Below are 23,423 nucleotides of genomic sequence, written 5' to 3' on the forward strand. Positions count from 1 at the left end.
AAGCAACAAAATGAGAATTATATATAGTATTTTGGTATTGCTCGCATTTGCCTATGGCAATACCGCTACTGCGCAGGAAAAAACATTCACTTTGGAAGAATGTCGTAACCTCGCTTTAGCTAATAATAAACAAATCAAATCCGCAATACATAGTATTGATGCTGCCAATGAGGGGCTTGCTTCTACTAAAGCTTCCGCATTGCCTTCTGTTGAGGGATCAATTACCGCCGTGCATTTGGGAGATCCGTTAAGTACGCTGCTGCCTTCTGAAATGATCAACGGAGGCTTGGATATCAAGCAAAACATTTATTCGGGGGGTAAGGTCAACTATGGAAAGCAGACCGCGGCTAAGACCGTCGAGCTGTATGAAAGCCAGAAAACCATGACGGAAGCTGAAGTTTTACTTTCTGTAGAAACAAGTTACTGGCAACTTGTACAAGCTACTGAAAGAATTGCTGTGGCAAATAAATACAGGGATATGCTTAAGGAATTAAGACAGGAGTTCCAAAATTCCGTGGATGCGGGTATGACCTTTAAGAATGACTTGCTCCGGGCGGAAGTGAATCTTAACAATGCGGAACTGTCAATTATACAGGCAAACGATGCACTTATACTTCATAAGCTGACGCTTGCACAATTAATCGGTCAACCGGGAAATATCGAGTATAGTGTATTGGAAGCATTGGACTATGATTATATGCCAATCGTGGAATCGGGATCAATAGAAAACCGCCCGGAATTGGCTATCCTGAATAAAAGCCTAGAGATCGATGAACTACAGGCCAAAATACTGAAAGCAAATCAACTCCCACAAATCGGGGCTTCTCTCAGCGGAATTACCGCATTTGGTGACGGGGCGAATTTTTCCTCAGGAAAAAACCAACTCTATACCTACTATGGAATGGTCAATGTGTCTATCCCAATATTCAATTGGGGCAAAAACAAAAGTAAGGTCCGGGAGCAGTATTATAAGATTGATGCGGCAAAAGCAGAGCTGGAAGATAATAGGGAGCTTTTCAACCTAGAGATGGTAAATGCCCAAATGAGATTAAATCAATCGTTTAAAAAAATCAAGCTGTCCGAAGTGTCCTTAAAGCAATCCGATGAAAACCTCCGACTGGCCAATGACCGGTTTAGTGTCGGTACGATCACGGGAAATGATATGCTGGAGGCCCAGGTAATATGGGAACAGGCTGTTTTGTCACTGGTGGATGCCAAATCGGAGTACATGATCAATTTGGCTAGCTATAAGAGAGCTACCGGCTCTTTGATAACCAACGATCAATAGAACAACTTATTGAAAGAGGAGCAAGTCTTATTGCCTGCCGGGGAATAAGACCGGCTTATATGGAAAATCTGTCCAGGTGATTATTTCTCTAAGAATCGATTAGTTATGCGTTGCTGTTGGCTGTTTTTCAGCAGGTTCCCTACTAACGTTTTGCTATAAGCTGGCAATTAAAAAAGAAGGACGGTATTATTACTCAAGTATCCGGGACGATACTGCTTATATTTTCAACAGTTTCCGGAGCATTGACCCTAGCGGATGAAAAGTTATAAACATGAAGAAAATTTTTGACGAGAGCCCTTTTATTACTGAACTTTCCTTTCACAAAATCATAGAAATCTGGGAAGATATAGTAATGGACACCGCAAGCTATAAGAGTGGACATGCTAGAAAACTACTTAAGGACTTCTATAAACTGTTTGAAACCGACAGCCTTAAAGCTCCGGATGCCCTGATTTTTGATAATCCAATTATTGCCGGCTTGCTGGAGGAGTTGTTTCCGAAGTCGCTCACTCGTCATGAGCTAAAAGCCGCTTCCGCTCCTTTTACCACATTTTTCTTTCATCGCAGCGAAGGTTTTGCCGGAGTTCTCGATGCTGCGGGTATAGGGTATGAACCGGTGATAAGCAATATATCTCCTGAGAAGTTTTATATTCTAAATTGCTGTATCATACTCAAGCAGGTCTATGCGATAGCTGTTGATATTGAGTTTCCGCTTATTATGGATGTTCCTGATCAAGAAGGAATCATGCGTCATTACAAGGTTTCGTATAATTTGGATTTTTTGGAAATAGAAAGCACGATTTACAGCAAGTCATTGACGATGGCAGAGGTTGAGAATTTGTTGAACAGTCGTGATAATATAGATCTTTGGAAAGAAATGTTTCCTACCGACAGTTGGATCATTCGGGGCTTTATGCTGTTTAGTTTGGTTGATGTCACTACCGAAACGGCTATTTCAACACTTAAATCCATACTTGTCCGCCCTATCGATAGGGACTTGGATGTACAGCGGCAAATGTTGCCCTTGTTTAGATCAATATTTAATATCGTGGACTTGAATGGAGGCTTTTACCTGTATGATAAAGGGAAAAGCTCTTTTAGGATGATTCATCAGTTCGACTACCCAAAGGACGTTGTCGATCTGGATTTGGACAACAATCCTTTTTTTATTGAAGTTTTGGAGGAGGTAGTTGTTTCCAAACAGGCCTTTGTTATTTCCAATATGGAAAGTTATGATACAGGAGTGGGTGGGGAAATAGGAGGATATTTCGCAAATCGAGGCGTTTTGAGCTGTATGTTTTCCCCCGCCATAAAGGATGATATGGTGATAGGTATCGCTTTCTTTTTCTCTTCAAGAAAATATGCGATAAACGCCATAACGGATGAAAAGCTAATGTTGATCCTTCCAATTTTAACCGACAGTATAAACAGGGTTTTAATGGAAATGGAAACTGAAATTGAAGCTGTGATACAAAGAGAATACACTTCTATCCACAAGAGCGTTTACTGGAAGTTTAGGGAAGAGGTAAAGAAAAGGATAGATCCTTTTGATCCCCTTAAGGCGAATCGAGAAACGGTAGTTTTCGAAGATATTGTTTTCAAGGATGTGTACGCCCTCTATGGACAGATAGATATCAAGGGATCTTCCGAAAAAAAGAATCAGGCTATAGTCAGAGACCTTAAGCGGCAAATCGGGCAGATCACAGACTTGCTATTGATGCTGGAGGATGCTGGCCCCGTACCATTTTTTGCCCAGATAAGATGTATGCTGGAAAGGTATGGAGAAGCGCTGGACAAACCATTTCAAAATGAATTGGAACAACTGATCCGGCGATATATAGAGAGTGAAGTTCACCCTATTTTAAAAACTATTGATACAAATCATCGCTGTTATAGACAGGTTCTGGAATATTTGAAGTTGACTGACCCAAAAACAGGGTTGTTTTTTCAGTCAAGAAAGGAACTGGATGATAGCATAATGACTATTAACGGGGCACTGACGGCATTGCTCGATGAAAAGAATCAAATCGCCCAGCAGGCCTTTCCGCATTACTACGAGCGGTTTAAGACAGACGGTGTGGAGCATAATTTCTATATAGGCGAATCGATTCAGCCAAACAGAAAATTTGAAAAGTTCTACCTGGATAATTTACGGTTATTTCAGTTTGAAACCATGTGCGAAATGGAACACTTCCATTATCAGCTCTGCGCAAGCCTGCCTTGTCAGCTGGAGGTCGCCTCACTTATACTGGTATTCAGCCCTCCTATTTCAATTCGGTTTAGGATGGATGAAAAGCATTTTGATGTGGACGGTTCTTACAATGCACGATATGAGATCGTAAAGAAAAGACTTGACAAAGCCTTGATTAAAGGAACGGATAAGCGTATTACGGAACCCTATAAAATCACTATAGTGTATAGTCTAGAAGGTGACGGAAATGACTATATTAAATATGCCAAGTACCTTCAACATAAGGGTTTGTTGGAAGAGGGGATAGAGAAAATAGACGTTGAGGACCTGCAAGGTGTCTCCGGGCTGAAAGCTATCCGGGTAAAACTCAATATAGATTACATTACTGATTAGACAGTCCTGTATTCAGCTGTGGCTTTAGCTGTTCTGCGCTGCGTGAGAGGGATTGGTACTAAAGATGGGTTAATATTATATATCGAATCAGATGTGATGAGAATCATATGGCCTAAGCCATCTAATTTACCTGTACTAAGCCAATTGTAACAAGATTAAATCCATAGCAGCAGGTTAGTGCTTAACCAAAAAAATAAATGTCCATAATTTCGAGAATTCAGGGATTTTTCTCTTATTGTATCATAATTAGACAATAATCCCAAAATCATGAAAACAAAAGTCACAATTTTAAGCAGCTTGGTTCTAATGGCGACCCTGAGTTTTGCTTTTACTCTTTTAAGCCCCAGTCCTGAATATTTTGAGGGTAATTGGAGTGTGTTGATTAAGGGAACACCACAAGGAGATTCGACTATTCCGGTTAGATTTGAGACAAAGGACGGCCAGACTACTGGATACTTTACCGAACAGGGGGAGACCGAAGAGAAGAAAATGAGTTCTGCAGTGATCAGCGGAGATGTGATCAATAGTTCTTTTAATATCAGCGGGTATGATGTGACACTATCCTTGAAAAAAGTGGACGATGATCATGCCAATGGAGACCTGATGGGAATGTTTGATGCTGAAGGAACTCGAGTCAAGTAGTTTATAAAATTGATTTGCCAGCAAAAGTTGTTAATAACCCAATCTATAGATATGAAAAAAGGTGACAGAACGTTCTGCCACCTTTTTTAGTTTTGTAACCCAATCTATTTTACTAATCTTTAATTTCTGTTCTGCGCTTTTTAGAGACTTAGGATATAACTAACCATATCTTTTGCATCTTCTTCACTCAGGGAAGGATGTGGTGCCATAGCTGCTTCGCCCCATACTCCGGCTCCTCCATTAATCACTTTGCCTGCAAGTTTGGCTACATTTGCTTCATTATTTTGATATTCTGCCGCAATTTCCAAAAACGAAGGGCCAATGACCTTTCTATCCATCATATGGCAAGACATACAATCGGAGTTTTCCATTTTCACTTTACCGGCAGCTGCTACACTCCCGGTACCCTCCACTACTTCTTCTGCGGGTTTAGGATCAGCAGTGGCCGGTTTTTGTACACTCTTAGGTGTAGTCGCCATTACTACTTCCTCTTCAGCAGAGTTTCCTCCTCCACCACAGGAGAAAAAGGCGATAGCTAATACTACGATAGCAGACTTTGATAGGTTTGTAATTTTCATTCTGTTGTTAATAATATCCAGACGGCAAATTTGAATAAAACCTGACACCGTTCAGAAGATTAATCATGATTTTTCACATTTTTTTGGAAAGAGGATTGGAAACATGTGCTCCAATCCTCTTAAACCTGTTTTATTTATCTCAAAGTAAATTCCGGCAAAGGAATGATTTTTCCACCTTCCATTGCTGATTCATGTGCTAATATACCTACACACGTGATGTTGGCAGATTGCTTAGCATCAGGGTATGGAGCACGTTCCTCACTCAATGCATACAGAAATTCGTTGACCAAATGTGGATGGGAACCTCCATGCCCGGAGCCCTGAATAAAAGATAGATGCTGATTGTCATCTCCATCATAAACGCCTGCTGTGGTGAATTGGGCAATTTCTTCAGGAAGCAAATGTCCATAATCGGGAATTTTGACTTTCTCAGGACTTTCACCGGTATGGATCACGGAATCCTCATGCTCAATCAGCGTCCATTCAAACGACTTCTTAGAGCCATATACATCAAAGCTTTCCCGGTACTGTCTTGCGGTATTGAAAAGGGACCTAGTCACTTCAGCGGCCAAGTCGGAATCTTTGAATTTGATATGGCAAGTCTCGATGGCGAAAGGGGATCCGTACTTTGGAATCAAGTTCTCGTCAATGCGCCCCGAACCCAGACAAGACACGTATTCTGCCTGCGCCTTCGGCAAAGCCAACACAGGTCCCACGCAGTGCGTAGCATAGTGCATAGGAGGGAGGCCTTCCCAATAGCCAGGCCAGCCAGCCATTTCCTGCTGATGAGAAGCACGCAGGAACTGGATTTTGCCTAATTCACCTTTCTCATACATTTCCTTTACAAACAGGAATTCACGGCTGTAAATGACCGTTTCCATCATCATATAAGTGAGGCCTGTTCTCTGCACTTCCTCTACGATCGCCTTACAGTCTTCCACAGAAGTAGCCATAGGAACGGTACAAGCTACATGTTTGCCGGCTCTTAGGGCCTTTAGTGATTGCTCAGCATGATTTTGAATAGGGGTATTGATGTGAACTGCATCCACATTGGGATCTTTTAGGAGCTCATCATAGTCTGTATATACTTTCTCTATGCCAAAAGCTTTGCCGATTTCTTCGGCTTTTTCTTTATTTCTCTGGCAGATTGCATACATATTTGCCAGCTTATGCTTTTGATAAATTGGAATAAACTCTGCTCCAAATCCAAGGCCTATTATGGCGATGTTGAATGGTTTCTTACTCATTATTTTCTATTTCAAGGGTTAAAAAAGGTTGTTTTCAGTACTTTTGCCTGAAGTTTCAGATTTCTCATTTTAGCTTTCTGACTTATTCGGCGGCCCATTTTTTAAGGAATTCCAATCCCTCTTTGGCAAAGCCGTCCTGGGAGGGGACCAAGGGTTTCCAGATGCATACTGCACCTGCAAGCTCTTTCACGTCAGGAGTGAAGCTTTCTATCGAAACCACACCTTTGTAATTGATCGCTTCCAGGCCTCTTTTGTAGGCATCCCAGCGGGTCTGGCCTGTACCGGGAGTTCCACGATAGTTTTCTGATACTTGGAAATGAATCAATTTGTCACCTGCACGTCGGATAGCTACCTCTACATCCGGCTCTTCTATGTTCATATGAAAACCATCCAATATCACTTTTGCCTCAGGCTCGTTGATGTCTGAAATCAATTGCATGAGTTCTTCGCAGGTATTGATCAGGTCCGTTTCGAATCTGTTCAGTGTTTCCAAGGCTATATCCAGACCGGATTTTCTCGCACTTTCACATACAATCCGAAGATTTGTGACTGCTCTATTCCATTCTACTTTCTTTTGCTCAGGCGAAACCAACCGGGCTTTCCCCACTGCAGAATACATCGGTCCTGCCACAAATTTTGATCCTAGACCTGCTGCTATTTCAAAGCAGGAGTCCAGGTAATCAAAACTCGTTTTATGAAAGCTGGGATCTTCATTAGTCAGATCCCTACTTGTACCAAATGCTCCGCAAATAACCGCCTCAAGTCCATTATCAGCAAGAGCCTGTTTTACCTCATTTACATTAATCAATGCTGGATCTTCCACGGGGATTTCTACCACATCGTATCCGAATTCCTTGATTTTGGGAAGTAAGGAGAGTGTTTCTTTTGAAAACGGGGAAGTCCAAAGCCAGGTGCTTACCCCAAATTTTACCTCTAATGCCATCCTTATATTACTTTCATTATTCCGTTCATCGACTTCCAGTGATTGGGAAGAGTGCAGACGAATGGATATTCACCCCGCTCGGATGGTACTGTCATGATGATAGAATCTTCAGAGTTTGGAAAAACCAAGCCGGTGGATGCCAATACTTCGGGAATGTTAGGCACAAAGCTTCTGTCCATGCCGGTCAAATCCTGAGCCATTTTCATGGCTGCTTCACTGATTTTCTCAAATGATCCTATTGCACCGAAGATCAGGTTATGCTGTACATAGTCCGGATTTTTGAAATCCACCACCAGTTTACTGCCTGCACTGACTATGAAAGTAGACTTGTCAAACCTCATCTCATGAGGAACTGCAGTGAGGGTAATCGACCCGTTTTTAACTACTTCTTGTTCTTCCAGTGAAGCAACAGTTTCATTCTCCTCATCTGAAGCAGGTTTTTTGAGGTCCAAGCTTGAGTCGTTTCCGATTCTACCGGAGAACCTCCAGTTTCCTTCATAGTCGCCCACCTTATTTCCTGAGTCAAATTGTCCAATTCGAACATTGTCAGGAGCCATTGGATTGGAGAAAAGCCCTTTGGTTTTTCCTTTTGCCACTTCCTTGTCGTCAATTTTCAGGTTCATATTTCCACCTTCCAAAAGAGTTGCTGTTACACGGAATTTCTCTGAAGGCAAGTTCTTTTTAGAACTGATGATTTTGACATCGCCATCCTGAGCTACCGCAAAATGAAGCGCATCCTTGTACACGTACAAGCTGTAGCCATTTACATTATTACCCTGAGCTACCATCACACCATCCAGTGGATCTTTGCCAGGAGTCACTTCCATCTGAATTGTAATTTCTTTTCCGGAAGGATCAGGTGGGAAAAGAAGGGCATTTCTCGTGTTTAGGGAATAGAGTTCTGATACAAGGCTCTTAGAGATTCTGTCAGCAATTCCCATTTCCGTACCTTCTGCCGGTTCTTCCGGTGTTGGTCTGCCTTCAAAAGCTGAAGGATGGGTCAGTGCCGCAGCAAAGATCGCCTGTGGCAAATACTCATCTTTTGCATTGTCAGCGTTGTCAGAAATCGCCAAAAGCTTCTTGGAAACATCTGCCGAAGTAGGCATCTCTGACACTGCCAAAATCGCAAATTTTCTTACTTGAAGATTTGGATCTTCCATCAGGTTGGCCGCCATGATGGCATCCAACGCCGCTTGGTTTTTAGGTATTACCCTTGCAGCATTTTTTCTGACCGCTGCAGAAGGATGATTGAGCGCTTTTTCCACCACGTCCTGAGCCTGGGTATTATTTCCCTCCAACTCTCCAAGACCTTTCAAGGTCCACAGGGCGTTGATAGCGGGGCCGTTGATTCCGGCTCCATCTACTTCCTGGGAATTAATCAATTCATATAGACCGTCTATGGTTTCTTTATTCTGGTTTTCTACGATCAATCGCTGCGCAGTAAGCCTCCAGAACAAATTATCGCTCTTCATCGCTGCCAGTAAACCCTTGGTATCCGCATCTTTCAGATCAAAGCTTTTGGAGGTTTCCCCACCTTTATAGGTAAGTCTGTATATTCTCCCATGCTTGCTGTCACGTAGAGGATTGACATAAGCATTTCCTTCACCGTTGTCAAATCCACGCGGCGTAGGATTATGCTGGATGATAAAGTTATACCAATCTGCCACCCAAAGTGAACCATCAGGGCCTACCTCCGCATGCACAGGAGAGAACCACTCGTCAGAACTTGCCAGGATATTGAAAGCGTTCTTTTCCTTATATCCAGAGCCGTCCTCGATCAATCGGGCATTGTGGAGTACTCGTCCTGTAGGTTCTGCTACGAAGGCCATTTTGTTCCAGTATTCCTCAGGGAAATTTCTTGCAGTATAGAGATTGTGTCCCGCAGCAGCAGTGTAGCTTCCATGCCAATCAACTTGTCTCAAGAATGGAGTGATGTGTGGCATGTCAAAGTGAGAATCTATCCCGGTTGCTGTATTTGGAGTGCCTTTATAAACTGTTCTTTTTACATACTTATTATCCATTGCGAGGTAGACTGAGTGCTGACCGTTTGCAGTGGAAATGAATGTTTCGAAATCTTCGGAGAATCCAAGCCCCCACGTGTTATTGCTGGTACGTCCGAGAAACTCCATGTTTTCTCCAGCAGGATCAAATCTATACACACCTTGGCTGAAGTTATATTGCTTGCCACTCACTGTGCCATTGAAGCCGGAATAACCCAGAACGCCCCAAACTTTGTTGTCAAAGCCATACTTCAGGTTTGAAGGTCCGGCGTGAGTGTCATATTTGCCCCAGCCGGTCATAATAACCTCCCGTACATCAGCTACATCATCTCCATCGGTATCTTTTAGAAATACAAAGTCAGGAGCCATAGATACGAGCATTCCACCATTCACTGCTACGATTGAAGTAGGGATGTTCAAGCCTTCTGCAAAAACAGTGACTTTATCCGCTTTGCCGTCCCCATTTGTATCTTCCAAAATCTTAATCACGTCATCGCCACCATCCTTGCGGATTTCATTAGGATAATCAACAGTCTCGATCACAAACAATCTGCCTCTCTCATCCCAAGTGAATGCGATAGGGTTGATAATCATAGGTTCAGAGGCAAAAAGTTCTAAATCAAAACCTACCGGCACTTGTACCAGCTTCATAGATTCCTCAGGGGAAAGAGGTAGCTGGAATCGCGGTGCTGGATCCCTATTTTCGTAATTAGGAATATCAGCATCCTCAAACTGTGGTTGGGGAATGTCGTATGCAATCAACTGTTTATTTACATCATTTCCTACCGCCCATAGAATGCCATTCGCTACCAGTTGCTGAAATTGCTCCTTCTCCCAGGTTTTCTCATTATGGCCATAGGCAGTATAGAATATACGCCCTTTTCCTTCATTTCTAACCCAGGTATATGGCTCCTTGTGATCTCCTTCTACCCGCTCCATAAGTATGTGCATGTCTGGATTCAACTGGCTGTGAACGTAAGTTTCATCCCAAGTTTCGAATTCAGAAATACCCTGCATGGCAGGATGATCCGCATCTACTATATCCACGGTGAAGTCACCGGTCCCATGGGATTTAAACTGGCCACCAACTGCTTCGATGTACCAAGGTGAATTCTGAAAACAGAATGAAGCACTATGGATGGGAATAAGTGCTTTGCCACTCTGTACATAATTTTTCAGGGCAGTTTCCTGCTCCGGCGAAATCTCATCATGATTTGCATAGATCATCAACCCATCGTAATTGTTGAGTTTGGTAGAATTCAGATCTGCTACATCAGAAGTGTAAGTGAGGTTGATTCCCCGCTGGAAAAGGGGAGTCTGAAGGTACATCATCAACTTTTCAGAGTTGTGATGCTCACTGTCATGACCGAGAACTAGAATCTCAACTCGCCGTGGTTCGGTCGAGGAGAGAAAGTTTGTGTTGCTTTTTCCACCGCATCCCACGAGGAAAGCAAGCATTACCATCACCAAGCCATAGTATGGTGATTTAGGCACTTTTGGGGTTTTAAAAATCATATCAGAATTTAAACATTATTTAGTCTACTAAATTCATGTATAAATTTGATCCTTTCTCCCTGTTTTAGCTTGAAAAATGACTGAATTATGATTAATTACGCTCCTAAAGCTTACAAATAGTAGAATAAATCAGATAAAACCAATGAAGAAGCCGCTGCAAAAATCCAAAATCCCAAGTAATAAAGTTTTTGTTATCAAGGAATTGAGGGAGTCCTACCTCGACAAATACTGGCATTCTCATGAAGAGTATCAATTGAATGTAATTCTGAAGGGTAGGGGAACGCGATATATCGGAGATCATATGAAGCCTTTCAAAGAAGGCGACTTGGTGCTTACCGGACCAAATCTTCCACATGTCTGGCGAAGTGATAATGCTTATTTTGATCAGGAACATGGATTGGATACTCATGATATTGTCATTTATTTTCCTGAGAGTTTTATGGGTAAAGACGCTTTGCAAAAGGAAGAATTCGAGGAAATAGGGAAATTGCTTGCCAGAGCAGATAGGGGATTGGAGATCACAGGGCAGACCAATAAGACAGTGGTGAAAATGATGAAAGACCTGGTACACCGCAAGGGTGGGGCGAGCATTATTGGTCTCTTGGAAATTCTGGAAGTTTTAGCCCATTCCACCGAGTTGGAGCCCATCACACATATAGATTATAAGAATAATTATACCGCCAACGAAAAAGACAAAATTTCGGAAATACTGGAATATGTCCTGAAAAACTTCAAGGGGAAAATCACTCTTCAGGAGGTAGCGTCTCTTGCCAACATGTCTGAGAGTGCATTTAGCAGGTATTTCAAAAGCCGGGTAAATAAATCCTTCTCCGATTTTCTGGGGGACGTTCGGATCAGCAATGCCAGAAGACTACTTCACGACGAAGACCTGAACATTAGTCAGGTTTGTTACGAAAGCGGTTTTCCCACGCTTTCCAACTTCAACAAGCAGTTTAAGGACCGAATCGGCAAAACCCCGCTTAACTATAAAAAGGAATTCATGGATACATTTTAAAAGGTATCAGTTATTTTCGAATCTTTCCATCACCTGATCCTGATAGGTGCTGCTGACCGGAAAAGGATGAGTTCCTATCAAGAGCTGGTGACGCTCAGCTTTTTCCACTAGTTTCATATTTACGATGTAGGAGCGGTGTGTTCTGAGGAAAAAGGAGGGGAGCGACTTTTCTATTTCAGCCAGTGTCGAGCGGCTTATGATTTTTTCATTCCGCAGGTGAAAAGTCACATAATTACCCGTGGCCTCACAGCACATCAGCTCATCAAACCTCACTTTGAGCTGTCCTTCGGTAGTTTTCACATAGATAAACTGCGGTTCTCGGGAAGGCTGAAGCTCTAGCCATTCCTGGGCTTTTTGGCATGCTTTGAGAAATCTCATCAGATTAAACGGCTTCAATAAATAATCAAGCGCATCGAGTTCAAAGCCCTGAACCGCATAGTCTGAATAGGCCGTGGTGAAGATCACAAGTGTTTCCTTAGGCAGCAGTGCCGCCAGTTCCACACCACTGATATCGGGCATATTGATATCCAGAAAGACCAAGTCTACAGAATTGGTCTTAAGGTATTCCAATCCTTCCACACCATCAGTAAAAACGGCTATCAGTTCTAAAAAAGGGACTTTGGAGGCGTGGGATTTTACCACTTCCAGAGCCATGGATTCATCGTCTATTGCTATGGCTTGAATCATGGTTTTATAGTTGCACAGAAAGGTGGACAAAATGCTCAGTGTCATTTGCCACGATGGTTAAGTTATGCTTTTTTGGGTAGAAATGAGCCAATCTGCTTTTGACGTTTACCAAACCTATTCCGGATTCATCTCTGGGATCTTCCGTCTGCTTTTTTGGATGGATACTGTTTACCACATCCAGATGCACTGAGCCCTGTAGACATCTCAGATTGATCTTGATCCAGGACTTGCTTTTTGTACTAATCCCGTGTTTGAAGGCATTTTCCACATAAGGAATCAACAGCATGGGCGCAATACTTCCCTCGCATACATCATCGGACAGTTTGATTTCTACATCCAGGTTTGATTCGTTTTTGAAACGGAGCATCTGCAGATCCAGGTAATTCCTCAGATAATCGATCTCTCTGGTAAGTGGGATTTTATCCATCTGGTTTTCATGAAGCATAAAACGCATCATATCTCCGAGTTTTTGGATGCCATCTGAGGTTTTTTCGGCATTTTCCATCAGTGCAGCTCCATAGAGCGTATTCAGCGCATTGAAAAGAAAGTGTGGATTGATCTGGGATCTCAGAAAACTAAGGTTGGCAGAACTCTGGTTTACCCGTACCGACAAATCATCGATTTTACCTATATAATCCTCATATTTTCGGAAAATCAGATTGGATAGGGGAAAAATAACAAAGATCAGAATCAAGATCATTCCAGTACCCAAGAGTAAAATTTCAGGTGTTTTTTCGTCTATTGAAATCACAAGGAAAACGAAGGAGATAATTGTGATCAACCCCCACAGAAACCAACGGTAAGCTTTGGTATTTCCTTCTACTTTATTTCTATACAGTAGAAAATAATTGTAGAGAATAAAGAATGCTATAGCGGGAATGATTAGTAAGAAAATAACCAAAACTACCTCGTTTACAAATAGCTGTGATGCAAATAAGAAGATGCTTATAAAAAGAAACATCGTAAACAAGCGTATGCTGTTGTACAGTTGGAAGTCCTTGAATACCGGGGGTAGGAACATCTTTTGTAATAAAATAGCAGTGACCAAATACCCTGAGTAAAGTGCGATGGTGCTGAAATAAAAGCGAAAGAACCGCTCTGCGTTTACGCCGTTGGCTCCTGCGCATCCACCTGAAAGCGCAGCGGTCACTGTAGCGGTCAACACACTGAATAATACCAGATGAAGAACATTTTTATCCTTCAGGTATTTTGGGATGACGATCAGATGCATCACATAGAAGCCTATGTAGAGGACTATTGGCAAAAAGACTATTCCGAAGAATTCCTCTACCGGAAAGTAATTTGAAGTCATGCTGATCACAATATTTGTCAGCACTATAATCAAAAAAACAAGGGTGGTGATCCACCATTCCAAATCTCGAAACACAAATCTAGTTGATTTCATCTGTTTATAATTTGATTTTCAATGGTCATATGGAATCTCGCATGGCTTATAATCATCCCTCTGTGTGCCGTCTTCGACATGCTCGATTTCATATTCTAGTGTAAATTAACTGGTTGAATTATTATGGTTCAATTAGATTTGTCTTAATAGTCAACGTGGTCTTCTCAGGTTTTTTATGCTCCTCATTGCCGTCCGAGAACGTCAATATGATCGTATAGATAACTCCTAAAAGGATCAGGAAATAATAGACTTTCTTGGTGTTCATTGATTATCGTTCTAATTGATAGTCCAAGATTAGCGGTACCCGAAAGTCTTTGCAAAAGTATGTGACGAAACGTGGGAATTGTGGGATGGATTGTGATTTTGGATTGAATCCCGAAAAGGCGCGGCGGAGCAAAGGAGAATCGGTTATCCGTCATTGTGAAGCTGAAGTCATCCGTCATCGCGATCCGCCTAAGGTGGAGAAGCGATCCCGTAGTAATGTGCAATCTCATTGTATTTATGAAATACGAATGATGATTTACGGGATCAACGAAGAGTGAAGATTTATTCTAGGAAGTTGACTCAACTAGTTGTTTGGAGAATACCGTGGGATCAGATTAATGTAACTAAATTAAACTAATGCTTTAAATCATACTTTGTAAATCGTAAATAAGCTAATCCCGAACGCCGAATGATGAATATCGAATTTCGAAGCGATCCAAGTGTTAGAAAGGATTGCCGCGTCAAAAACAATCCCTTTGGTCATTGATTTTTCCTCGCAATGACGGACAAGACAATGAATCCGGAGAGTAAACCACACATCATCGGTTATCCGTCATTGTGAAGCTGAGGCACAAAGCTGAAGTTATCCGTCATCGCGAGCAAAGCGCGGTGCTCTCGTTGTAATGAGCCCTCATAAGAGATTGCCGTGTCAAAACCAATTCCCTTTGGTCATTGGTTTTTCCTCGCAATGACGACGGACAAGGCAATGAATCCCGAGAGTAAACCACACATCTTCGGTTATCGTCATTGTGAAGCTGAGGCACAAAGCTGAGGCACAAAGCTGAAGTTATCCGTCATCGCGAGCAAAGCGTTGCGATCCCGTAGTAAGGAGCAATCTCATTGTATTTATGAAATGCGAATGACGATTTACGGGATCATCTATAACCTTTGAGGTATTTTTATCCTCGAAGGTTTGAATAGTGCCTCCCGCAAAGGTTCAATGGCGCTAAGGGAGATTTTTGGAGTCTTCGCTCAAAGCTTGCTGGTATTAGTCATTGATAAACTGGGCACAAAGCTGAAGCAATCTACTTTTGCAGATTTTTCAGCATACTTTGGATATGTCCTTTTGACTCAAACATCTCTGAGAACACTGCCGCTATCTTGTGGTCTTTGTCAATGAGATAGGTGATGCGCTTCGGCATTTTGATCAGAGGGATGAGCGCATCGTAAGATTTACACACTTTACCCGAAGGATCTGAAAGCAAATCAAATGGAAGTCTATGTTCCTTTTTAAATCTTTCATGAGTTTCCATATCATCCTTGCTGATTCCCAGTACAGGAATATCCAGATTTCTAAATGCTTCAAATTGGTCTCTAAATTCACAGGCCTCAGCCGTACACCCTTTGGTGAAATCTTTCGGATAAAAGTATAAGATGAAGGGTTTGCCTTTCAAATCAGTGGACGAATTGATTGTTTTAGAGCCGGTGGATTTGAGATTGAATTCCGGTGCAATACTTCCCGTTTTTAATGCCATAAATACTAAAACCCAAGTCGCTGATAATGGTTCGTGGAATAACTTGTATTTCACAACTTTTTTTGAACTATTACCATTTCAATTTCCTTAGAAAAGGATCACTCTGAAAAGTAATAAAAAGTAATAATTTTGAAGATTAACAGTGTCCAGTCCATGCTATTGGCTGGGATATTTTTCGCTCTGATGAATGTGTCTGTAAAGTACATTCCGCATATTCCCGCTATAGAAATCATAGTTTTTAGATCAGTTTTCTCTTTGATTTTTAGCTACTTGGTTCTAAAAAAACAAAAAGTCAATGTCTTCGGAAATAATAAAAAATGGCTGATTATCCGTGGTATAGTGGGGTCGATAGGATTGATTTCTTTCTTCTATACGCTGCAAAACATACCATTGGCCAGTGCGGTGACTATTCAGTATTTGTCACCGGTTTTCACTACGATTTTCGGAGTGTTTTTACTTAAGGAAAAGGTGAAACCCATTCAGTTTTTATTCTTTGCGATTTCCTTTGCGGGTGTTGTGCTTATTCAGGGAGTAGATGCGAGGGTAGATACATTCTGGGCTATCGTGGGTATTCTCTCTGCGATATTCTCAGGTTTGGCCTATAATGTCATCCGAAAGCTTAAAAATACAGAGCATCCTCTGGTGATTATCTTCTATTTTCCTCTAGTTACACTGCCGTTTGCATTGATTGTATCTGCTTTTGGATGGGTAAATCCGGTAGGGTGGGACTGGGTAATATTGCTTTTCATCGGTATGTGTACGCAGACTGCACAGTACTTTTTGACGATTGCTTACCAAAATGCGAATGTTTCTAAGGTTTCCAGTCTTACCTATATAGGAATAGTCTATGCGCTGTTATTTGGGTTCTTTTTCTTCGGAGAAACATTCAGCGCCTTGGTTTACGCGGGGATGGGACTTGTTTTGTTGGGAATTCTACTCAATATGAGGGTGAAGCAAGTTTCATAATGAATTGGACAGGAATCTAAAGCAGGTTATTTTTGAACTAAGCTAAAAACAAACAATGAAAATCACCAAAGATCTATATCAAGGTTCGTTGGCACTTCTGACGGATTTTTATCAGTTGACCATGGCTTATGCTTACTGGAAATCAGGAAAAGCAGAGCAGGAAGCGGTGTTCAATCTTTTCTTTCGAAAGCATCCCTTTCAGGGTGGGTTTACGATTGCGGCGGGACTGGATTACATTGTCGATTATTGCAAAAACTTCCAATTCAGCAAAGAAGATCTGGCTTACCTGGCTACCATGAAAGGAAAGAATGACGAGGTGCTGTTTGAAAGCGGATTTTTGGATTACCTCAGAGATATGAAGTTCAGCTGCGATATAGATGCTGTGGAAGAGGGTACTGTGGTATTTCCAAATACGCCGTTGGTGCGTGTAAAAGGCCCATTGATCCAGTGCCAATTGCTGGAGACACCTCTTTTGAATATTATCAATTTCCAAAGTTTGATTGCCACCAAGGCTGCCAGGATCAACTTGGCTGCGAAAGGCGAACCTATTTTGGAATTTGGTCTACGTCGTGCCCAGGGGATTGATGGAGGTTTGGCTGCGTCAAGAGCTGCCTATATCGGTGGCTGCGCTTCTACAAGCAATGTGATGGCCGGAAAGCTTTTTGGAATTCCTGTGTCGGGCACACACGCACATAGCTGGATCATGTCTTTCGACACAGAAATAGAAGCTTTTGAAGCCTATGCGGATGCTTTTCCGGACCAATCCGTTTTTCTGGTTGATACTTATGATACAATCAACGGGATTAAGAATGCCATTAAAATAGGGAATGCATTGAGAAGCAGGGGAAAAGAAATGGTGGGTATCCGGATAGACTCAGGGGATTTGGCATATTTCAGTAATGTGGCAAGGGAGATGCTGGATGAAGCAGGTTTTCCGGATGCTAAAATCGTGGCATCAAATGATCTGGACGAGCATATTATTACCTCTCTGAAAGGTCAGGAATCATCGATAAATGTGTGGGGCGTGGGGACGAAATTGGTAACGGCATTTGACCAGCCGGCTCTTGGAGGTGTCTACAAACTCTCTGCAATACGTGACGAAAAGGGAGTATGGGTTCCAAAAATCAAACTTTCCCAGCAATCCCTAAAAATCAATATTCCGGGATTGCATACTGTAAAGCGTTTTTTCTCCAAGGGAAAAGCAGTTTCGGATATGATTTACCTTGAGGCCCAAGAACTGAATCCTCAGGCAGCACTGATTATTGATCCGAACGATCCGACCAGGAGGAAGCGGATGATGCCTGCTTTCTATCAGGAAGAAATACTGCTTAAGCCAATTTTCGATCAAGGTAAATTGGTCTATGCACTTCCGACAATCACGCAAATCAGAGATAGAGTTCAAAAGCAGCTTGATTCTTTGGATAAGACACATAAGAGATTGGTAAACCCCCATTTATATCCTATTGGTCTGGAAGAAAACCTTCATCATTTGAGAATGGAATTGGTATTGAAAGCAAAACAAGTTGATAATGGGAATGAATCTGAAAAATAGCGTCTTATTGATTATCGATGTGCAGAATGATTTTTTGCCGGGAGGAGCATTGGCGGTAAATCAGGGTGATGAAGTCGTTTCTGTCATCAATGCACTACAGGAGGAATTTGATTTTATAGTGGCGACTCAGGATTTTCACCCTGCAGACCATGGAAGCTTTGCTGCAAATCACCCTGATAAAAATCCGGGAGAAGTGATCGAACTAAATGGTTTGACTCAGGTTCTCTGGCCTATACATTGCGTGCAGGGATCCGAAGGGGCTGAATTTCATGAGGAACTGAATCCCATCAAGTGGAAGGCAATTTTTCAAAAAGGGAAAAACCCGGGAGTTGACTCCTATTCAGGTTTTTTTGACAATGCCCGAAGAGGAGACACAGGGCTGGGAGATTTTCTTCAGAATGAAGGGATAATGAATGTCTTCGTGACTGGGCTTGCGCAGGATTATTGCGTGAAATTCACCGCACTGGACTCGGTCAGCCTCGGATTTAATACCTACCTGATCACTGATGCTACCCGAGCGGTGAATCTTAATCCCAAGGATGGCGATTTAGCATTGGAAGAAATGAAAAATGCAGGAGTAAAACTTATTGAAAGTACAGCTATTTTAGATTGATTATGTTTGAATTTAATCCTGAGAGACATTATCCAAAAGAAACTGAGAGCAGAGTTCTGATTAGGTTCCAAGACTGTGACCCGCTACGTCACCTGAACAATGCCAAGTATTTTGACTACTTCTTCAACGCCCGGGAAGATCAGGTACCGAAGCTCTATGGAGTAGAGATGATGGATTTCATTAAAAAATACCAAGCTGCCTGGGTGATATACAATCACAATATTTCTTACGTGAAGCCTGCGATGGTAGGAGAGTGGGTACGGATAAAGAGCCGTATCATTTGGCATAATCACAATACAGTGGTTTTGGAATATTACATGATGGATGATAGTGAGACGCAGTTGAAGACACTGTTGTGGACGACAATGCGGTATGTCACATTGGCCGAAGGAAAATCTACAGACCATACGGGAGCTGTGAATGAGTTTCTCACTGCGACCTCAATGAACTTAGACATCAGTGGAATCCAGATTAAAGACCGGGTAAAATCAGTCACTCAAGAGCTAAGAAAGTATTGATATAGATCAATTTTCTGTATCTCAGCGAACAAGGCCTGTACAAGAGCGTACAGGTTTGTTTTTTTTAAATTTTTTGATTTCAGGTTCTTACAAATGTTTGAAAAATTAATTTTTGCCAACATCCGCAATACGGTGTAACCTGGTTTTACCGAACAATGGGATTAAACTGCTCGGTTGCAGTACATTTTTTCAGTAAATCGACCATTTTCAGTACACTTTAGGTCTGCAAAAGAGCTCTTTATCCAAATTTTATTTTGTGCCAATGTTAATTTTTGCAAACAGGAAGCCTGCTCAAAACAGTGGAAAAGGGACTTGTGGGGGCGGTTGGTACATGGTTCGCAAGAAGGGAAAGCATAACTCTAAACCAACATGTTATGAAAACCTTATTCACATTTGCACTAGCAGGACTTTTAGCTACGAGTACTTTTGCTTCTAATGATCTGGAAGATTTGAAAGCAAATTCATCCGTCCATTCTAAGTATAAAAAAATCTCCATACATCTTAATGAAGGAGTAGGCAAAGCAAAAATTGCCCTATACGATATGAATGGGAAAAAACTTCATTCACGATCGGTGAAAGCAAAAGAGGACATCAGGGTTCCATATGACCTGAGCGGACTTCCTTGCGGAGAATACCAAGTAATGATTTCTACTGACAATGAAGAAGTGATTTACACAGTGGAGACAGTAGAGAAAGAAGAGACGGCACCAATAGTATATCCATTGATGGCTTATGGTAAAAAAGTAGACAACAATACTATTAATCTCTTGGTGATAGGATTAGAAGAAGCTGGAGTAGAGGTGAAAATTAGGAGAGTATCCGATGGTAAACTAGTTCATAGGGAAATGGTTAACCAGCCTGAAGGCTTTCGAAAGAACTACAAACTGAATGGAGTTCAACCTGAGGATGTTTACCTTGAAGTAACCGACATTAAAGGCAGAACACGTAATATTTACATTTGAATTCTAAACCAATCACTTGCACTTGCTCCCCAACCCTGAATCATTTGATTTGGGGTTTTTTCTTTTGCCACATACGATCATAACACTCATAGTTTATGCCATAGATATAGACTTGCTTTATTAGGTAGACCGGTCGCTTTATGGATTTTCAGTGATCATTTTTCACCACAAAAGAAACAAAGTACATAAAGTGCTAAGACCAAAGTTCCACTGTCTTTCAGACCTGATCATCGGCATGGCTGCCGGTAAGCTTTTTTGCGTTTGGTAACAGCTTGAATGTCGACAAGGAGACAAAACGGAAGGGAGACATCCACTTTCACTTTCTTTAGTTCTAACCATTTATTTTATGAATGTGATCAAACAAACCGTTGGAGTAGATGTAGCCCAGAAGGAATTGGTCTGTGTAGTTGGGGTCCTTCTTGATGATTTTAGTGTATCTCTGAAAGCCAGAAAAGCGTTCGCAAACAACATGTCAGGATTTAAGGCTTTTCTCAAGTGGGCAAAGTCATTTACCGAAGCATCCCTAGACCTAACAGCAGTATTAGAAGCAACGGGAGTTTACCATGAGAAATTCGTCCACTGGTTGGTGGGACAAGAGCAGCAGGTTGCCATCGTTCTGCCCAACAAAATCAGTAATTACATGCGGACGTTATCCATCAAGACCATTACAGACAATACCGCCGCTGAAGCCATCGCCCAGTTTGGTCTTGAAAGTAAACTAGAGACCTGGACTCCACCAAAACCCATCTTTAGAAAACTTAAACAGCTTACCCGGGAAAGAGACCAGACCGTCTGTGAAAGGGTTGTTGTCGCCAATCAACTGCATGCCGAAAATGCAGAGGCTTTTTCGAATGCCAATAGCCTAAAACGACTAAAGGCCCGAAAAGCATTACTTAATAAACAGGAAAAGGAAATCAAGAAGGAAATCCATTTATTGGTTAAGTCCGATCCAAATCTGGAGGAGAACATCAGTTATATGACTTCAATTCCAGGTGTGGGGGAATTAACAGCAGTAATTGCTTTAGCATAAACAAACGGGTTTGAGCTGGTCATGAACAAACGGCAGCTAGTCAGCTACGCAGGCTTGGATATAAGAGAAAAACAGTCCGGAACTTCCGTCAAAGGGAAACCCAAAATCTCTAAAAAAGGAAATAGACACCTTCGCAAATCAGTGCATTTACCAGCTCTCTGTGCCATCAAGAATTGTTCGTTATACAAGAATAACTTTGCGAGACTAGTCGGAAGACACGGTATAAAAATGAAAGCTGTCGTGGCTGTTCAGCGAAAAATCCTAGAGTTGATGTACATCCTGTATAAAACCAAAACAGTCTTTGAGCTGGAGTATGAACTAAAAAAGGAGCAACAACCTGATGCTGCTACTCCTTTAACAGTCTAGCTTATGCTGACTTGGAAATTAAATTTAAGAAAATATCGATTTCTAATAGGGTTTTAACACAGAATCTATGTGGTAAAACTATTCAAACCACATAGGATCATAGGACTCATAGTTTTTGCCATAGGTATAGATTTGCTCTATTAGGTAGACAGGTCGCTTTATGACTTTTCAGGGATCATTTTTCACCACAAAAGGAACAAAGTACATAAAGTGCTAAAACCAAAGGCCCACTGTCTTTCAGATCTGATCATCGTTATGTCCGCTGTTAGTATTATCACTACCGGACTTCAATAACCCTTTCCGTGAGTGAGCTCACAGAGGCCAAGAAATTAACCACTCTTCTAGTCAGCTCAGCTCTATGTTTTTCTATTTGGTTAAAAAAAGCTTTACCACATAGGCAAGCAACTATTGATGTTTTATGCCGGTGAAAGCCTACCGGCTTGAAATATTTGGTCTTAAAAAAAATCATAATCACTGACAAAGTGAAAGTGTAGGTTCTAAAAATCCCTATTTTTGATTTGAATTAAACCCTAAACTATAGACCCCATGTTTGGACTGCCCCGAACTTTTTTCACAGAAGAGCATGAACTTTTCAGAGCTAGCGTAAGAGATTTTATAGCAAAAGAGATATCCCCATACAACTCACAGTGGGAGAAAAATAAGATGGTATCCCGGGAAAGCTGGCTAAAACTGGGGGAAAACGGCTTTTTAGGGATACAGGCACCGGAGCGACTTGGTGGCATGAATATTCAGGATTTCAGATACAACGCTATTTTTATAGAAGAACTAGGCCTGAGTGGCTGTTCGGCGCCGGCCATAGGATATCCGCTTCACAGCGATATAGTGATGCCCTATATCTTGCATTATGGGACAGAAAATGTCTTGGAAAAGTACATTCCGAAAATGATTGCCGGAGAATATATAGGCGCTGTGGCGATGACGGAAGCCGGTGCAGGAAGTGATTTGCAGGGAATTAGGGCAAGTGCCACCGATCAAGGGGATTATTATTTGGTGAATGGAAGCAAGACTTTCATTACCAATGGCTATCTGTCTGATGTAGTTGTAGTTGCGGTGAAGACCGATCCCAAGAAAGGAGCAAAGGGAATCAGCTTGCTTCTTCTGGACAATACGATGGAAGGATACACTAAAGGACGTCCATTTGATAAAGTAGGATTGCATGCCCAGGACACCTGCGAACTCTTTTTTGAAGATGTGAGAGTTCCTAAGGAGAACCTGCTTGGTAAGGAAGGCGAAGGCTTCAAATATTTGATGACTGAGTTGGCACAGGAGCGCCTGGTGGTTGCACTGGCTGCGGTGGCGCTGGGAGAGTATATGCTTCAGGAAACTATCAAGTATGTCAAAGAGCGAAAGGCTTTCAACCAAGCGATAGCTGATTTTCAGAATACCCGGTTCAAATTGGCAGAGATGTGCGCATCGCTTGAGCAGGGCAGAATTTATTGTGACTATTTAGTTCAGCTGCATAATGATGGCAAATTGGACTCTGCTATGGCTTCTGCGGCCAAATACAATATGACCGAACTGCAATGTAAAGTAGCTGATGAATGTGTGCAGCTGCATGGAGGCTACGGCTATATGTGGGATTATGGAGTAGCCCGGGCATATGCCGATGCGAGAGTACAGCGGATTTATGCAGGTACAAATGAGATAATGAAGGAGCTTATCGCAAGAAAAATTTTGAAATAGTAGAAAAAGCTTTTGACCTAAGCCAATATTTTGATTAATTAAACAAAAATAGATTAACCCAATAATAAC

Annotated in this window: 20 protein-coding genes; 12 read left to right on the forward strand and 8 right to left on the reverse strand. The window is 41.9% G+C overall.

Going from position 1 to position 23,423, the window contains the following annotated elements:
* Window positions 1–10: 10 nt before the first annotated feature.
* From ID165_RS07030 to ID165_RS07040, 3 genes are all read left to right on the forward strand, one after another.
* Window positions 11–1,288 carry a TolC family protein gene (locus tag ID165_RS07030; RefSeq protein ID WP_192349655.1) on the forward strand — a complete coding sequence of 426 codons (1,278 nt, stop codon included), beginning with the start codon at window positions 11–13 and terminating at the stop codon, window positions 1,286–1,288.
* 271 nt (window positions 1,289–1,559) lie between these two features.
* On the forward strand, window positions 1,560–3,872 hold the full coding sequence (locus ID165_RS07035) for a GAF domain-containing protein (RefSeq protein WP_192349656.1): 2,313 nt from the start codon (window positions 1,560–1,562) through the stop codon (window positions 3,870–3,872).
* Between the two features lie 267 nt (window positions 3,873–4,139).
* Window positions 4,140–4,514, forward strand: coding sequence for a hypothetical protein (locus ID165_RS07040; protein WP_192349657.1), 375 nt, complete (start codon window positions 4,140–4,142; stop codon window positions 4,512–4,514).
* A gap of 140 nt (window positions 4,515–4,654) precedes the next feature.
* Here the strand turns inward: ID165_RS07040 and ID165_RS07045 are convergent, their stop codons facing one another.
* The 4 genes from ID165_RS07045 to ID165_RS07060 all read right to left on the reverse strand — a co-directional run bounded on the left by ID165_RS07045 (window position 4,655) and on the right by ID165_RS07060 (window position 10,746).
* Window positions 4,655–5,092 carry a c-type cytochrome gene (locus tag ID165_RS07045; RefSeq protein WP_192349658.1) on the reverse strand — a complete coding sequence of 146 codons (438 nt, stop codon included), beginning with the start codon at window positions 5,090–5,092 and terminating at the stop codon, window positions 4,655–4,657.
* 134 nt (window positions 5,093–5,226) lie between these two features.
* Entirely contained in the window at window positions 5,227–6,339 is a 1,113-nt protein-coding gene (locus ID165_RS07050; protein ID WP_192349659.1) for a Gfo/Idh/MocA family protein, read from the reverse strand.
* 82 nt (window positions 6,340–6,421) lie between these two features.
* On the reverse strand, window positions 6,422–7,282 hold the full coding sequence (locus tag ID165_RS07055) for a sugar phosphate isomerase/epimerase (RefSeq protein WP_192349660.1): 861 nt from the start codon (window positions 7,280–7,282) through the stop codon (window positions 6,422–6,424).
* Between the two features lie 2 nt (window positions 7,283–7,284).
* On the reverse strand, window positions 7,285–10,746 hold the full coding sequence (locus ID165_RS07060; protein ID WP_192351360.1) for a PVC-type heme-binding CxxCH protein: 3,462 nt from the start codon (window positions 10,744–10,746) through the stop codon (window positions 7,285–7,287).
* 193 nt (window positions 10,747–10,939) lie between these two features.
* On the opposite strand from ID165_RS07060, the gene ID165_RS07065 reads away from it, so the two are divergent.
* A complete protein-coding gene (locus ID165_RS07065; RefSeq protein ID WP_192349661.1) occupies window positions 10,940–11,812 on the forward strand; it encodes an AraC family transcriptional regulator in 873 nt (290 codons plus the stop codon).
* A gap of 6 nt (window positions 11,813–11,818) precedes the next feature.
* On the opposite strand, the gene ID165_RS07070 is transcribed toward ID165_RS07065, so the two are convergent.
* The 4 genes from ID165_RS07070 to ID165_RS07085 all read right to left on the reverse strand — a co-directional run bounded on the left by ID165_RS07070 (window position 11,819) and on the right by ID165_RS07085 (window position 15,697).
* A complete protein-coding gene (locus ID165_RS07070; RefSeq protein WP_192349662.1) occupies window positions 11,819–12,499 on the reverse strand; it encodes a LytTR family DNA-binding domain-containing protein in 681 nt (226 codons plus the stop codon).
* 4 nt (window positions 12,500–12,503) lie between these two features.
* Complete coding sequence (locus ID165_RS07075; protein WP_192349663.1) at window positions 12,504–13,904, reverse strand: sensor histidine kinase; 1,401 nt, start codon at window positions 13,902–13,904, stop codon at window positions 12,504–12,506.
* Window positions 13,905–14,025: 121 nt separating this feature from the next.
* The gene (locus ID165_RS07080; RefSeq protein WP_192349664.1) at window positions 14,026–14,169 is read right to left on the reverse strand and encodes a hypothetical protein; all 144 of its coding nucleotides are present in this window, start codon (window positions 14,167–14,169) and stop codon (window positions 14,026–14,028) included.
* A 1,024-nt stretch (window positions 14,170–15,193) separates the two neighbouring features.
* A complete protein-coding gene (locus ID165_RS07085; protein WP_370539741.1) occupies window positions 15,194–15,697 on the reverse strand; it encodes a peroxiredoxin in 504 nt (167 codons plus the stop codon).
* Window positions 15,698–15,796: 99 nt separating this feature from the next.
* On the opposite strand from ID165_RS07085, the gene ID165_RS07090 reads away from it, so the two are divergent.
* From ID165_RS07090 to ID165_RS07120, 8 genes are all read left to right on the forward strand, one after another.
* Window positions 15,797–16,609: a DMT family transporter gene (locus ID165_RS07090; RefSeq protein ID WP_192351363.1), complete on the forward strand. Its 813-nt coding sequence runs from the start codon at window positions 15,797–15,799 to the stop codon at window positions 16,607–16,609.
* Between the two features lie 55 nt (window positions 16,610–16,664).
* Window positions 16,665–18,161, forward strand: coding sequence for a nicotinate phosphoribosyltransferase (locus tag ID165_RS07095; RefSeq protein WP_192349665.1), 1,497 nt, complete (start codon window positions 16,665–16,667; stop codon window positions 18,159–18,161).
* The gene (gene pncA, locus ID165_RS07100; protein ID WP_192349666.1) at window positions 18,139–18,774 is read left to right on the forward strand and encodes a bifunctional nicotinamidase/pyrazinamidase; all 636 of its coding nucleotides are present in this window, start codon (window positions 18,139–18,141) and stop codon (window positions 18,772–18,774) included. The genes ID165_RS07095 and pncA overlap by 23 nt, the downstream gene beginning before the upstream one ends.
* Window positions 18,775–18,776: 2 nt before the next feature.
* Window positions 18,777–19,292 (forward strand): thioesterase family protein, encoded by a 516-nt coding sequence (locus ID165_RS07105; RefSeq protein ID WP_192349667.1) that lies wholly within the window; start codon window positions 18,777–18,779, stop codon window positions 19,290–19,292.
* Between the two features lie 374 nt (window positions 19,293–19,666).
* Window positions 19,667–20,254: a hypothetical protein gene (locus tag ID165_RS07110; protein ID WP_192349668.1), complete on the forward strand. Its 588-nt coding sequence runs from the start codon at window positions 19,667–19,669 to the stop codon at window positions 20,252–20,254.
* 346 nt (window positions 20,255–20,600) lie between these two features.
* Window positions 20,601–21,284 (forward strand): transposase, encoded by a 684-nt coding sequence (locus ID165_RS07115; RefSeq protein WP_225587018.1) that lies wholly within the window; start codon window positions 20,601–20,603, stop codon window positions 21,282–21,284.
* 21 nt (window positions 21,285–21,305) lie between these two features.
* Window positions 21,306–21,650: a transposase gene (locus ID165_RS26660; RefSeq protein ID WP_225587019.1), complete on the forward strand. Its 345-nt coding sequence runs from the start codon at window positions 21,306–21,308 to the stop codon at window positions 21,648–21,650.
* Window positions 21,651–22,196: 546 nt separating this feature from the next.
* On the forward strand, window positions 22,197–23,354 hold the full coding sequence (locus tag ID165_RS07120) for an acyl-CoA dehydrogenase family protein (protein WP_192349669.1): 1,158 nt from the start codon (window positions 22,197–22,199) through the stop codon (window positions 23,352–23,354).
* Window positions 23,355–23,423 lie beyond the last annotated feature (69 nt).

It is taken from the genome of Algoriphagus sp. Y33 (assembly GCF_014838715.1).
GTDB lineage: Bacteria > Bacteroidota > Bacteroidia > Cytophagales > Cyclobacteriaceae > Algoriphagus.